Genomic DNA, 14684 nt, shown 5'->3' with positions numbered 1-14684 from the left:
TATTAGCCGTGCACCGCTGGAATGAACGCGCACTCACTTGCCCCGTTTCTCTGGAGAACCGCCATGTCCGCCGAATTCGATCCGACCCGCAGCACCCGCGATTACCAGGCCGCCGACGCCGCCCACCACATTCACGCCTTCGTCGACCAGAAGGCGCTCAACGAGGAAGGCCCGCGGGTGATGGTCAGCGGGGATCGCCTGGCGCTGTGGGACAACGACGGCAAGCGCTACCTGGACGGCATGTCTGGCCTGTGGTGCACCAACCTCGGTTACGGGCGCAAGGATCTGGCCGCCGCCGCGACCGCGCAGCTGCAACGACTGCCCTACTACAACATGTTCTTCCACACCACTCACCCGCAGGTGATCGAGCTCTCCGAACTGCTGTTCAGCCTGCTGCCCAGGCACTACAGCCACGCGATCTACACCAACTCCGGCTCCGAAGCCAATGAAGTGCTGATCCGCACCGTGCGCAAGTTCTGGCAGGTGATGGGCCAGCCCGAGAAGAAAATCATGATTGGCCGCTGGAACGGCTACCACGGCTCGACTCTCGCCGCGACGGCGCTGGGCGGCATGAAATTCATGCACGAAATGGGCGGCACCATCCCTGACGTCGCGCACATCGATGAGCCGTACTGGTTCGCCCACGAAGGCAACCTCAGCCCCGAAGAGTTCGGCCTGCAGGCAGCGCGGCAACTGGAAGACAAGATTCTTGAACTGGGCGCCGACAAGGTCGCCGCGTTCGTCGCCGAACCGTTCCAGGGCGCCGGCGGCATGATCATCCCGCCCGCCACCTACTGGCCGGAAATCCAGCGCATCTGCCGTAAGTACGACGTGTTGCTGTGCGCCGACGAAGTGATTGGCGGGTTTGGTCGCACCGGCGAATGGTTTGCGCACCAGGCCTTCGGTTTTGAACCGGACACGCTGTCGATCGCCAAAGGCCTGACCTCCGGCTACATCCCCATGGGCGGCCTGATCCTGTCGCGACGCATGGCCGAAGCACTGGTGGAAAAAGGCGGCGTGTTCGCTCACGGCCTGACCTATTCCGGTCACCCGGTGGCGGCGGCGGTGGCCATCGCCAACCTCAAGGCCTTGCGCGATGAAGGCGTGGTCACACAGGTCAAAAACGACACCGGCCCGTACTTGCAGAACTGCCTGCGCGAAGTGTTCGGCAACCACCCGCTGGTGGGCGAGGTTCAGGGCGTCGGGCTGGTGGCAGCATTGCAGTTCGCCGAAGACAAAGCCACCCGCAAGCGCTTTGCCAACGAGAACGACATCGCCTGGCGCTGCCGCACCATTGGTTTTGAGGAAGGCCTGATCATTCGATCGACGCTGGGCCGAATGATCATGGCCCCGGCATTGATCGCTACGCGGGCGGAGCTAGATGAGTTGGTCGACAAAACGCGCATCGCCGTGGATCGGACCGCTCGCGAATACGGCCGCCTGTAACCCATAGCCCCTGTGGGAGCTAGCCGGCTAGCGAAAGCGGAGTGTCATTCAACATTAATATCGACTGGCAGGCCGCCTTCGCTAGCAGGCTAGCTCCCACAAGGGCACTCGGTTGAACTCAGCACATCGGCTCAATCCGGCCCGGTTGATCGTGCCCATCATCGGAGACTTTCCCTGATTGTCGGTCTCCCTCGATGGCTCCCTCGACACCACGCTTTGCACTGTTGGCCCTGCTTTGCGCAGCGACCGACACTGTTTTCGCCAGCGACTTCTTCAACGACGCCAAAACCGACGTGCTCAGCCGCAACTTCTTCCTGAGCAACGACTACCGCTCGCCCTCGCCTGCCGGCAAAAACTATAAGCAGGAATGGGCCCAGGGTTTTATTGGCACGTTCACCTCTGGCTACACACCGGGCAGCATCGGTTTCGGCATCGATGCCCACGCCTTTCTCGGCCTGAAACTCGACGGTGGCAAAGGTCATTCCGGCACGGGGCTGTTGCCGGTCGACAGCAGCGGTCGCAGTGAACCGAACTACTCCAGCGCCGGCGGCGCGTTCAAACTCAAGGTTTCGCGAACGACCCTCGCGTTCGGCGAGATGACCGTGGAAACCCCGGTGTTCGACACCTCGGACAAACGCCTGCAACCGGAATACGCCACAGGTTTACTGTTGAACAGCCGTGAAATCGACAACGTAAACCTCACGGCCGGACACTTCACCGCGTTCAAGAATCAGGACAGTTCTTCAAGCCACGGCGACTTTTCCGGCTACGGCGCCACCACCGAGGCCGGCGGAATCAGTTTTCTCGGCGCCGACCTGTATGGCGACAGACCCGTCGGTGGTTCGCTGTACGCCTCGGAACTGACAGACACCTGGCATCAGTACTACGCCAATCTGCACGTCAAACAGTCCGGCCTGCTGCTCGACGCCAACCTCTACCACACCCGCGATACCGGCCGCGCGCTGGCCGGCGCCATCGATAACACGGCGTTCAGCCTGTCCGGCAAGTACAACTTTGGCCCGCATGGATTGATGCTCGGCTGGCAACGCATCAATGGCGATACACCGTTCGATTTCGTGGGCGGCGACTCGATCTACCTCGCCAATTCGATCAAATACGCCGACTTCAACGGCGCCGGTGAACGTTCCTGGCAAGCACGCTACGACCTTGACCTCGGCGCCTTCGGCATCCCCGGCCTGACCTTCATGACCCGATATGTTCGCGGCAGCCACATCGACGGCACCCACGCGCCCAAGGGCGGCGCGTACAACCTGTTCGATGCCGACACCGGCGACTATCAGCCGCAGCAAGGCGCTGGTGGCAAGCATTGGGAACGGGACATTGACCTGAAATACAGTGTGCAATCGGGAGCGGCGAAGGATTTGTCGGTGCAGCTGTCGCACGTCTCGCACCGAGCGAATGAGGCACAGGCCGGCGATGATATCGACCGGATTTATGTGGTGATTCAGTATCCGCTGGGGTTTTGATGGCGGGTGGTTAAACCCAGACTCAGAGCCGACGTCGCCTACGAATCCATCGACTGGAAAGACTCCACGAAGCCGCCGACAACGCTCCCACAGGGGATTCAGTGCGTCGTGAATGCTGCGGTAATTGGCGGAAGGCAGCCGGAGTCGAACCTGCCCGGGAACGGATGCCGTCCCCAACCGGGTTTGAAGCCCGGCCGCGCCACCGGGCGCGATTGCCTTCCTTTGAACTCAGGGTGCGTCGGCACTGGCCAGCGCATTATCGTGGCGAATCACGCGGGATTCGCCAATGCGTCGGGTCAGGCCGACGCGGTCGAAGTATTCCAGGTACTGAATACAGCGTTTGCGTCCCAAGCCTAGCGCATCACGAAAAGTTGTCACCTGGATCTGTGGATTTTCCTGCTCGAGTTGCAACAGGACGTCGGCCATGCGCCGCAGTTGCCCGGCAGACAGAAACAGGTCGCGCACCACTTGGTGCATCAGCCCCAGGCGCGCCAGTTTGCGCAGCAGCAGGCGCACCCCCGCGTCGTCTTCACCGAGCATTTTCGCAACATCGCGCACCCACGGCGGATCGTAGCCGGCCTCTTCGAACAGCGGCTGCATGCGTTGCCACAGGGTTTCGTCTTCGGCATTCAAACGCACCTGATGATCTGGCAGATGCAGCCACGGCCCGCTGGCGTTGATCGATCCGGCGCTGCGCAGTTCTTCCAGCAGGCTGGCAAAGGTCGAGCGCTCCAGCGCCAGACCACTGAAGCGTCGCAGACGGTCGCGATCCGGTCCCATCTGGTCCGGTTCCAGCTCATGCAGTTTGGCCAACTGCTCCAACAGGGTGAACTTCAATTGCCCCCAGCGCTGCACGTTGAACAGCACCGGGCCTTGGCGGGTATCGATCAGGCGCACGTTGGCCGGTAGTGACCAGTCTTCACGCGGGCGATTGAACTGACGCTCCAGCCGTTGCGGATCGAGGCCGCCCGCGCTGTGGTCGAGCAGCAGTGGTAGCGCTTGCTCAAGACTGTCGCTGTCGGCCAGCGCTTGCAGCTGTGCCAACCGTTCCGGGCTGCGGCGCTGCCGGGCCGGGGCGAACGGGTCGAGCACCTGACCGCCGCCAAGGGTGCGTTGCGCGCTCTGGTCACGCAGGATCAGGCGGTCGCCCTTCACCGCGTGCACCGGGGCGTTGATCAGCAATTGCGCGAACATGCGCTCGCCGGCACGCAAACGCGGGCCTTCAAGCAATGCCACACGGGCGATGACGTCCTGAGTGCCGAGGTGCACGTGCACCGGGTGAAAGTGTTCAAACGTGCGCTCGCCAGGCAGCAGTTGAAATTCAATGTCGACCCGTTGCGTCGGTGCGTGCAGCCACTCGGCCAGCAGCCATTGGCCGCGATGAATCTGCTCCAGGGTCAACCGGTCACCACTGATATTCAGCGCCACCCGTTGCCCGGCGAAGGCTTGTTCGGCGGCTTGATTCTGCGCGTGCAACCCGCGCACCCTCACCGCTTTACCGGACGGCCCGAGGGCCAGTTTATCGCCGACGCAAACCGCGCCCGACAACGCGGTGCCAGTCACCACGATCCCGGCGCCCGCCACGCTGAAGGCGCGATCAATGGCCAGGCGAAAACCACCTTCGCGGCTGCGCTCATGGACTTCACGTTGAACCTGCAGCAAGTTCTGGCGCAGTTCATCGACGCCCTGCCCGGTCACGCTGGACACCGTCAGCATCGGTGCTTCGGCAAACGGCCCGGTTTCCAGCAGGTCGAGTACCTGACGTTCAACCTCTTCCACCCTGCCCGGTTCGACCCGGTCACATTTGGTGATCGCCACCAGCGCCCGGGGAATGCCCAGCAACTGCACAATCGCCAGATGCTCACGGGTTTGCGGCATCACCCCGTCGTCCGCCGCCACCACCAGCAACACCAGATCGATGCCCTGCGCGCCGGCGAGCATGTTGTGGGTGAATTTTTCGTGGCCCGGTACATCGATGAACCCGGTCAGCCCGGCACCGGGCTCCAGCTCCGCGTAGAGATAACCGAGGTCGATGGTCATCCCGCGCTCGCGCTCCTGCGGGCGGCGGTCGCCGGTTTGCCCGGTCAGGGCTTGCAGCAAGGAAGTCTTGCCGTGGTCGATGTGCCCGGCGGTGCCGACGATCACGACTCGACCTGCAACTGCGGCAACTGCGCCAGCCACGCCGGTTCATCGTCGAGTTGGCGTAGATCGAGCCACAGCGCATCATCGTCAATACGCCCGAGCACCGGGATCGGTAACCCGCGCAGCGCCGCTTCCAGAGTCAGCAGACAACGCCCGCGCATGCGTTTCGACACCTGCGGGCGCAGACACAGCGCCGCACTCGGCAACCGCGCCACCGGTTGGCTGCCGCTGCCGATCATGCCCAAGGCCTGCACAGCGCTGACCTGCCACGGTTCACCCAAGACGCCAGCCATCGCCGGTTGTAAACGACAAGCCTGGGCGAGGATCTCGGCTTGCGGACGAGTCAACAGCCGCAAACTCGGCAGACGTTCGGCGAGGCGATTCGGATCGCGATACAGGCCAAGCACCGCTTCCAGTGCGGCCAGGGTCAACTTGTCGACCCGCAAGGCGCGCTTCAACGGATTCTTTTTGATCTTCGCGATCAAGTCTTTGCGCCCGACAATCAACCCGGCCTGCGGCCCGCCGAGCAATTTGTCGCCACTGAAGGTGACGATGTCCGCGCCATCAAGCAGCGCCTGCCTTACTGTCGGTTCCGCTGGCAGGCCCCAGCGAGTCAGGTCGAGCAGACTGCCGCTACCCAGATCTTCCAGCAACGGCAAACCATGCCGATGGGCCAGTTCGGCCAGTTCGGCGGTGGGCACCCGGGCGGTAAAGCCTTCGATGCTGTAGTTGCTCGCATGCACGCGCATGATCAAGCCACTGCGTGGGCTGATCGCGGCTTCGTAGTCGCGGGCGTGGGTGCGGTTGGTCGTGCCGACTTCGTGCAGGCGCACGCCGGCGCGGGCCATGATGTCGGGGATGCGGAACGCGCCGCCGATCTCGATCAGTTCGCCGCGCGAGATGATGCCTTCCTTGCGCGCGCCGAGACTGTTGAGCGTCAACAGCACCGCCGCGGCATTGTTGTTGACCACGGTGACGGCTTCGGCGCCGGTCAGTTCGCGGATCAGGCCTTCGATCAGGTCGTCGCGATCACCGCGCTTGCCGGTCGCCAGATCGAATTCCAGATTGAGCGGATAACGTGCGGCCATCTGCACCGCGTCGATGGCTTCTTCCGGCAACAACGCCCGGCCGAGGTTGGTGTGCAGCACCGTGCCGGTCAGGTTGAACACCCGCCGTACGTTGCTGCGCTGCTGCTGGGCCAGACGTTCGCCGACGCGGCCGGCGAGCACGTCGGGGCTGATTTCAATCGCCGACAATTGCCCGTTCAATACGCTGGAACGCAACTCATCGAGCAACTGGCGCAAACTGGCCAGCAACGACTCACGCCCATAACGCTCGGCCAACGGCAGACAGGCCGGGTGACGTAACAACCCATCAATGGAAGGTAAACGCGGGGCCACACTTGCGGACATCAGCCACTCCCGAAAAAACAAGACTGTCCGGCGAGTGTAGACGTTCTGGTCATTCGTCTCCCGGCGCCAGCAACAGATTCGGTGCCAGGCGCTGATAACCGTCCTGCGCCAGACGCATGTCGAGCAGCAGGCTGGTGAGATCCGCCGACAGCGCTTCGCTTTCGGCATCGTTTTCCAGGTACACCAGCTTCAGATAGCTGTTGCAGCTCGGGCACACCTCCGCCCGAATCGGCGCCTGATTGGCGGCGTGGCGATCATCCTCAAGGCTCAGGTAATCCAGCCCCTTGCTTGACTCGCAATACACGCACTTGACCCGCACCACATGCCATTCACAGGCGCACAGCGAACACACCAGATAACGCAGACCGTTGTGCTTGCCGCGATGGCGGATCACCCCGGCCATCGCCGGTGAGCCGCAGCCCGGGCATTGGCTGAGGCTGTCGCCGGGTTTCAGTTGCAGGTACGGTGCGCTGAGCAGCCAATGGCTCCACGCCGCTTGCAGGCCGGCACCGAGGAACGGCACCAGCGCCGCCGGCACCATTGAATACTGACCGCTGACCAGCGCCACCGCCCACGCGCGCAATTGCCCGGCACTGGCACCGCGCAATGTGGCGAGCGCGTCGACTACGGCGGGTTGCTCGGGCGCCACGTAACGTTGCAATAAAGCATCCAGATAAGCCTGCCAAGCGTCTTCGCGCACCAGTGTGTCGGCGGCGAACGGCGGTAACCCATGTTGCTGACAGGCTTCGATCCTTTGCTGATCAAACGATGCCGTCAGCGGCGGATCATCGAAAACCTGCTGCTGAGCCCGGCACAATCCGGCGATCAGTCGCAGGTAATCAGCCAGCGGATGCCCATGAGCCAATTGCTCCAGACGCTGGGCGCGCAAAGTGAACAGGTTGTGCGGCGGCAGGTGCAGAAACGGCGGCGAACTGGCCGCCGCTTCGATTTCCCCAGGTTCAAGAATGGTTGGCAAAAGTCAGCCCTTTTTGGTGATCGGTCGCTCCGGCACGTCCGGAGTGCGTTCATTACGGGTGATGTCGCGATACCAGAGTTCGTGGTGTTTCCTGGCCCAGGCGCGGCTGACCCAGCCATGCAGCATCGCGTCCACCGAGCCCTTGATCCACAGCCCGGCGTAGATGTGAATGATGATGCTGAGGATCAGCACAAACCCCGCCAGCGCATGCAGGAGCATGGCCCAGCGAATCACGGTGATGCCGAAGTACGCGCTGAAATACGCGCGCCAGATCACCAGCCCGGTGAACAACAAGCCGAGCATGCACAGCAGTAAAGTCCAGAACAGCAGCTTCTGCCCGGCGTTGTATTTGCCCACCGGCGGCACGCTTTCTTCATCGTTGACCAGTACCCGGTCGATGCGGCGCAGCCACTTCCCGTCGTTGTCGATAAAGAAGTTCGCGCGCCAGAAACGGAACACCAGACCGAGGAACAACACGAACATCAGCACGCCCATGAACGGGTGCAGAATGCGCGTCCACGGCCCGCCGCCGAACAGGTGGGTCAGCCAGAACATCGATGGATGAAACAATGCCAGCCCGGACAGCCCGGCCATGAAGAACAGAATCGCCACCAGCCAGTGATTGGTGCGCTGGTTGGCGGTGTAGCGCAGGATCGTCTTGTTGCTCATGGCCGGTCCTCCCCGCGTGGATCGAAGGTGTGCACCGCCGGATCGACAACGTGCACCGAAGTATCCGGTGGTGTCGGATGTTCATCCTCCTCGACGCGATTCGGCCCGATACGCACGTAGTGGAAGAACCCGGCGAGCACCGCCGCACCCATTGCCAGCAAGCCCAGTGGCTTGCTGATACCTTTCCACAAGCCCACCAGCGGACTGATGGCCGGCGCCTCTGGCAATCCGGCGTAGATCTTCGGCGTGTCGGCGTGGTGCAGCACGTACATCACATGAGTGCCGCCGACGCCTTCCGGGTCATACAGCCCGGCATTGTCGAAGCCACGGCTTTTCAGGTCGACGATGCGTTCGGCAGCGTGCTCCTTCATGTCTTCCTTGCTGCCGAAGACGATGGCGCCGGTCGGGCAGGTTTTCACGCAGGCCGGCTCCAGCCCTACCGCCACCCGATCCGAACACAAGGTGCATTTGTAGGCCTTGTGATCTTTCTGCGAGATGCGCGGAATGTTGAACGGGCAACCGGTGATGCAATAACCGCAACCGATGCAATGATCCTGATCGAAATCAACGATGCCGTTGGCGTGCTTGATGATCGCCCCGGGACTTGGGCAGGCCGCGAGGCACCCCGGTTCGGCGCAATGCATGCAGCCGTCCTTGCGGATCAGCCACTCCAGGTTGCCGGCGTCGGTTTCGTGTTCGGTAAAACGCATCAAGGTCCAGGTTTCTGCGCTCAGGTCCAGCGGGTTGTCGTAGGTGCCGTGGTTGTGGCCGACCTCGTCGCGCAGCTCGTTCCATTCCGAGCAGGCGACCTGGCAGGCCTTGCAACCGATGCATTTGGTGGTGTCGATCAGCTTGGCGACTTCCTGCTGATTCCTCACCGAGGGCGGCACCGTGGTGGTGGCCGAGCGGGCAATGATGTCTTGGCTGGCCATTTACAATTTCTCCACGTTGACCAGGAATGACTTGGATTCCGGGGTCTGTGTGTTGCCATCGCCGAGGAACGGCACCAGAGTGTTGGTCAGGTAACCGTGACGCGTCTGACCGGTGAACCCCCAGTGCAGCGGGATGCCGATCTGATGCACCACCTGGCCGTTGACCTGCAGCGGCCGGATGCGTTTGGTCACCACCGCCACCGCCTCGATGAACCCGCGCTTGCAACTGACCCGCACCCGATCTCCGGCAGCGATGCCCTTCTCCTTCGCCAGCACTTCACCGATTTCGACGAACTGCTCGGGTTGGGCAATCGCATTCAACTTGCAATGCTTGCTCCAGAAGTGGAAGTGCTCGGTCAGCCGGTAACTGGTGCCGGCGTACGGGAAGTCCTTGGCTTCGCCGAGGCTTTCCCAGACCGAATCGAAGATCCGCGCCGCCGGGTTGCTGGTGGCTTTCTTGTTCTGCGGGTGCAGCGGGTTGATGCCGATCGGCGTTTCGAACGGCTCGTAGTGCTCGGGGAAAGGCCCTTCGTTCATCTTGTCGACGGCGAAGAACCGCGCCACGCCTTCGGGGTTCATGATGAACGGGTTCATCCCGGCTTCCGGCGGTACATCGGCCTTGTAGTCCGGCACATCGGTGCCGCCCCAGGCCTTGCCGTTCCACCACACCAGACGTTTTTTCGGATCCCACGGTTTGCCCGCGACGTCTGCCGAAGCGCGGTTGTAGAGAATCCGCCGGTTGGCCGGCCACGCCCAGGCCCAGCCCAGATGCTGGTGCATGCCATACGGGTCGGCGTTGTCACGCCGGGCCATCTGGTTGCCGGCCTCGGTCCAGCTGCCGGCGAAGATCCAGCAACCGGACGCGGTGCTGCCGTCGTCCTTGAGCTGAGCGAATGCCGCCAGTTGCGAACCGGCCTTGACCGTCGCGCCACTGGCATCGGTGAAGTCGGCCATGGCGCTGCCGTTGATTTCCTTCGCCAGTTCTTCCGGCGAAGGTTCGTCGGGGATCTTGTACGGCCACGACAGTTTCAGCAGCGGGTCGGGGAATTTGCCGCCCTCGGCCTGATAACGCTTGCGCAGGCGCAGGAACAGTTCGCTCATGATGCGAATGTCGGTCTGCGCTTCGCCGGGGCCGTCGGCGCCTTTCCAGTGCCATTGCAGCCAGCGGCTGCTGTTGACCAGCGAGCCGTCCTCCTCGGCGAAGCAAGTGGTGGGCAGGCGAATCACTTCGGTCTGGATCTCCGCGCTTTTCACGTCGTTGTACGGCCCGACGTTGTGCCAGAACTCCGAGGTCTCGGTGGCCAGCGGGTCCATCACCACCAGCCACTTGAGTTTGGCCAGTGCACCCATGACCCGGTTCTTGTCCGGCAGCGCGGCGATGGGGTTGAAGCCTTGGCACATGTAGCCGTTGACCTTGCCCTGGCTCATCAGGTCGAACATTTTCAGCACGTCGTAGTTGGGAATGTCGAGTTTCGGCAAATGGTCATAGAGCCAATTGTTCTCGACGGTGGCGTTGGCGCCGTACCACGACTTCATCAGGCTGACGTGGAATTTGCTGTAGTTCTGCCAGTAGGACAGCTGCCCCGGACGCAACGGCATTTGCGTGCGCTTTTTGATGAAGGCGTTGAAGTCCTGCTCGGCATCGCCCCCCAGGGTCAGATAGCCCGGCAGCGAGTTGGACAGCAGCCCAAGGTCGGTCAGGCCTTGAATGTTCGAGTGGCCGCGCAAGGCATTCACACCGCCGCCGGGCATGCCGACGTTGCCCAGCAGCAATTGCACCATCGCCGCGCTGCGGATGATCTGCGCGCCAATCGAGTGCTGCGTCCAGCCGAGGGCATAGAGGATGGTCATGGTCTTGCCCGGCGTTGAGCACGTGGCAATCTCATCCCAGATTTTCTGCATCGCCTCGACCGGCATCCCACAGATCTGGCTCGCCAGATCAATGTTGTAGCGGCTGTAATGCTGCTTCATCAATTGATAGACGCAGCGCGGGTCCTGCAGGGTCGGGTCGACCTTGACGAAGCCGTCCTCGCCCAACTCGTAACCCCAGCCGGATTTGTCGGTGTAGCTGCGCTTGGCCGCGTCATAGCCGCTGAAGAGACCGTCTTCGAAGCTGAACCCGGCTTTGACGATGAACGAAACGTCGGTGTAGTTGCGCACGTACTCGTGCTGGATCTTGTCCTGAGTCAGCAGGTAATTGATCAATCCGCCCATGAAGGCGATGTCGGTACCGGTGCGGATCGGCGCGTAATAGTCGGCCACCGAAGCGGTCCGGGTAAAACGCGGGTCGACCACAATCAGCCGGGCAGCGTTGTGCGCCTTGGCCTCGGTCACCCATTTGAAGCCGCACGGATGCGCTTCTGCGGCGTTGCCACCCATCACCAGGATCAGATTCGCGTTGGCGATATCGGTCCAGGTATTGGTCATGGCACCACGGCCGTACGTCGGGGCAAGACTTGCCACCGTCGGGCCGTGTCAGACACGCGCCTGGTTATCGAACCCCAGCATGCCGAGACTGCGAATCACCTTCTGGGTGATGTAGCCCGCTTCGTTGGACGCTGCCGACGCGGCGAGAAACCCGGTGGTGAGCCAGCGGTTCACCGTTTGCCCGGTGGCATTTTTCTCGATGAAGTTGGCGTCGCGGTCGGCCTTCATCAGATCGGCGATGCGATCCAGCGCTTCATCCCAGCTGATCCGGGTCCATTCGCTGCTGCCGGGCTTGCGCACCTGCGGGTACTGCAGGCGACCCGGGCTGTGAATGAAGTCCAGCAGGCCGGCGCCTTTCGGGCACAGGGTGCCGCGGTTGACCGGGTGGTCGGCGTCGCCCTCGATGTGAATGATATTTTGCGCGACGTTCTTCGCGGCATCGCCCTGGCTGTACATGATCAACCCGCAACCGACCGAGCAATACGGGCAGGTGTTGCGGGTTTCATGAGTGTGGGCAAGCTTGAAGTGACGCACCTGCTCGGCGAAGGCCTGCGTCGGAGCCATGCCCAACGCGCCCAGGCTAGAGCCTGCAAGGCCGATACCGGCGACCTTGAAGAATTGACGACGGCTGAGATCCATCGTGCACTCCTGATCAGGTGGAACCCGGTACTTGAGCCGGGCTTTTTCTGGACAAACACGGTTACGGCAGAATGGCTGCCGGCTTTTTCACTGTAGACAATGACCACACGTTCTGTGTGAAAACCGACCGTCGGCCGTTTGTCGGTCTATTGGCCAATGAACGCAAAACCCTGTGGGAGCTGGCTTGCCAGCGAAAGCGGTGGATCAGTCAACACTAATAGCGACAGTGACGACGCCATCGCTGGCAAGCCAGCTCCCACAGGGGTCACGTTGGGCTTAGAATGGCGCCCAGAACCAACCCCGCCTTCACGAGACCGCGCATGACTTTCGATTTTGATCAGGTATTCGACCGCCACCACACCGGCAGCACCAAGTGGAGCCGCTACCCGGCCGATGTGTTGCCGATGTGGGTCGCTGATATGGATTTCGCCGCGCCGCCGGTGATCATCGAGGCATTGCAACAACGCCTGTTGCACCCGCTGGTGGGCTACAGCGTGGCGCAGGACAATCTGCGTGAAGCCATCGTCGCCGACCTGTGGAACAAGTTCGCCTGGCAGGTCAAACCGCAGGAGCTGATCTTCCTGCCGGGCGTTGAATCCGGTTTCAACATGGCTTTGAAAGCGCTCGTGCAGCCGCAGCAAAACGTCGTGGTGCAGGTGCCGAACTACCCGCCGCTGCGGCATGCGCCGGGGCATTGGGGGCTGAACAAGGTCGAGCTGGAATTCATCCCTCAGGCCGATGGCACCTACGCCACGCCGCTGGAGACCCTGCGCGAATCGCTGAACGGTGGCGGCGCCCTGCTCCTGAGCAACCCGCACAACCCAATCGGCAAGGTGTTTGGCCGTGAGGAGCTGCAAGCCGTAGCGGATATCTGTGCAGCACAGGACGCCTGGATCATCTCCGACGAGATCCACGCCGAGCTGTGCTTCGACGGCCGCGTGCATGTTCCGACCGCCTCCCTGAGCCCGCAAATCGCCAAGCGCACCATCACCCTGATGTCGGCGAGCAAGGCCTACAACATTGCCGGCCTCAAGACCTCGTTCATGATCATCCAGGACGCCGCCCTGCGCGAGCGCGTCAACCACGCCCGTTGCGGCATGGTCGACAGTGTCAACCCGCTGGGCATGGAAGCCACCCGCGTCGCCTACAGCGAAGGTGCGCCATGGCTGGCCGAACTGAAAACCTATCTGCAGGCCAACCGCGACTGGCTGGTGGATGCGGTGCGCAGCCGCTTGCCGGGCGTGACGATCAATGTGCCGCAAGGGACCTATCTGGCGTGGCTCGATTGCTCGGCGCTGGACCTGGACAATCCGCAGCAGTTCTTCCTCGAACAGGCCAAAGTCGGCCTCAGCGCCGGACTGGATTTCGGTGATCAGCACCAACAGTTCGTGCGTCTGAACTTCGGCTGCCCGCGGTCGTTGCTCGAAGAAGGCATCCGCCGCATGGAGCGCGCCCTGACCCAGCGCAATACCTGAATCCACAGTAGATCCCCCTGTGGGAGCGAGCTTGCTCGCGAATGCGGTGGTTCAGTCAACATTGATGTCGGCTGACACTCTGCCTTCGCGAGCAAGCTCGCTCCCACAGGGTTTTGCATTGTCATCGCCAAAAAATCCAGCGCAAATCCGATCGAACTCACGGCAAACCGTCCGGGTCAACCGCCCATACCCGCCCTGAGAACCTCGGAGATTTGTGATGACCGATTACCCAAAACCACCCTTCCCCAAACAAGCTCAAGCCGTGCCGGGCTCGCAAAGCAACATGCAGCCCTACCCCGATTGCGGCGAGCAGACCTACGTCGGTTCCGGACGGCTGGCCGGCAAGATTGCGCTGATCACCGGCGCCGACAGCGGTATCGGTCGCGCCGTGGCGATTGCCTTCGCCCGTGAAGGCGCTGACGTGGTCGTGGCCTATCTGAATGAACATGACGATGCCAAAGAGACCGCGCGCTGGGTCGAACAGGCGGGCCGTCAGTGCCTGCTGCTGTCCGGCGACCTCGCACACAAGGCCCATTGCCAGGAACTGGTGGACAAGACGGTCGAACGCTTCGGGCGCATCGACATTCTGGTCAACAACGCGGCGTTCCAGATGACCCACGAAACCTTCGAAGAAATCCCCGATGAAGAATGGGTGATGACCTTCGACGTCAACATCACCGCGATTTTCCGGTTGTGCCATGCGGCGATCAAACACATGCGCCCCGGCGCCTCGATCATCAACACCAGCTCGATCAACTCGGACATGCCCAAACCCACCCTGCTGGCCTACGCCACCACCAAAGGCGCGATTGCCAACTTCACCGGCGGTCTGGCGCAGATACTCGGGCCGAAAGAAATCCGCGTGAACTGTGTGGCCCCGGGGCCGATCTGGACGCCGTTGATTGTCTCGACCATGCCCGATGAGGAAGTGCAGAACTTCGGCAGCGAAACCCCGCTCGGTCGCCCCGGACAACCGGTGGAAGTGGCGCCGATCTACGTGCTATTGGCCTCGGATGAAGCCAGTTACATCACCGGGCAGCGATACGGCGTCACCGGCGGCAAGCCGATGTTGTAAGCCT

10 protein-coding genes and 1 tRNA gene are annotated in these 14684 nt (G+C 62.2%); 4 read left to right on the top strand and 7 right to left on the bottom strand.

The annotated features are described in order from the left end of the window. The first annotated feature begins 63 nt into the window (after nucleotides 1-63). Entirely contained in the window at nucleotides 64-1446 is a 1383-nt protein-coding gene (locus AB1J88_RS06550; protein ID WP_430290552.1) for an aspartate aminotransferase family protein, read from the top strand. Between the two features lie 194 nt (nucleotides 1447-1640). Further along, entirely contained in the window at nucleotides 1641-2933 is a 1293-nt protein-coding gene (locus AB1J88_RS06545; RefSeq protein WP_430290551.1) for an OprD family porin, read from the top strand. Nucleotides 2934-3058: 125 nt separating this feature from the next. Here AB1J88_RS06545 and AB1J88_RS06540 read toward each other — a convergent pair. From AB1J88_RS06540 to fdnG, 7 genes are all read right to left on the bottom strand, one after another. Beyond that, nucleotides 3059-3154: transfer RNA gene (locus AB1J88_RS06540), tRNA-Sec, on the bottom strand. Between the two features lie 7 nt (nucleotides 3155-3161). Beyond that, nucleotides 3162-5078, bottom strand: a complete 1917-nt coding sequence (gene selB / locus AB1J88_RS06535) for a selenocysteine-specific translation elongation factor (protein WP_430292668.1) — start codon at nucleotides 5076-5078, stop codon at nucleotides 3162-3164. Further along, nucleotides 5075-6487, bottom strand: a complete 1413-nt coding sequence (selA, locus tag AB1J88_RS06530; protein ID WP_430290550.1) for an L-seryl-tRNA(Sec) selenium transferase — start codon at nucleotides 6485-6487, stop codon at nucleotides 5075-5077. The genes selB and selA overlap by 4 nt, the downstream gene beginning before the upstream one ends. Before the next feature lie 49 nt (nucleotides 6488-6536). Further along, nucleotides 6537-7463 (bottom strand): formate dehydrogenase accessory protein FdhE, encoded by a 927-nt coding sequence (gene fdhE / locus AB1J88_RS06525; protein WP_430290549.1) that lies wholly within the window; start codon nucleotides 7461-7463, stop codon nucleotides 6537-6539. 3 nt (nucleotides 7464-7466) lie between these two features. Then, the gene (locus tag AB1J88_RS06520) at nucleotides 7467-8132 is read right to left on the bottom strand and encodes a formate dehydrogenase subunit gamma (protein WP_414904611.1); all 666 of its coding nucleotides are present in this window, start codon (nucleotides 8130-8132) and stop codon (nucleotides 7467-7469) included. After that, nucleotides 8129-9064, bottom strand: a complete 936-nt coding sequence (fdxH, locus tag AB1J88_RS06515; RefSeq protein WP_430290548.1) for a formate dehydrogenase subunit beta — start codon at nucleotides 9062-9064, stop codon at nucleotides 8129-8131. Before fdxH ends, AB1J88_RS06520 begins: the two co-directional genes overlap by 4 nt. Next, nucleotides 9065-12130, bottom strand: a complete 3066-nt coding sequence (gene fdnG, locus AB1J88_RS06510) for a formate dehydrogenase-N subunit alpha (RefSeq protein ID WP_430290547.1) — start codon at nucleotides 12128-12130, stop codon at nucleotides 9065-9067. A gap of 320 nt (nucleotides 12131-12450) precedes the next feature. Here fdnG and AB1J88_RS06505 point away from each other — a divergent pair, with 320 nt between their 5' ends. Then, nucleotides 12451-13605, top strand: coding sequence for a MalY/PatB family protein (locus tag AB1J88_RS06505; RefSeq protein WP_430290546.1), 1155 nt, complete (start codon nucleotides 12451-12453; stop codon nucleotides 13603-13605). Nucleotides 13606-13822: 217 nt separating this feature from the next. After that, the gene (locus AB1J88_RS06500) at nucleotides 13823-14680 is read left to right on the top strand and encodes a glucose 1-dehydrogenase (protein ID WP_430290545.1); all 858 of its coding nucleotides are present in this window, start codon (nucleotides 13823-13825) and stop codon (nucleotides 14678-14680) included. Nucleotides 14681-14684: the final 4 nt, after the last annotated feature.

The sequence above is a fragment of the Pseudomonas sp. S8 genome (assembly GCF_050473925.1).
Classification (GTDB): Bacteria; Pseudomonadota; Gammaproteobacteria; order Pseudomonadales; family Pseudomonadaceae; genus Aquipseudomonas; species Aquipseudomonas parakoreensis.
Note: the sequence above shows the minus strand (reverse complement) of the source record. Positions and strands in the feature narration are given on the sequence as shown.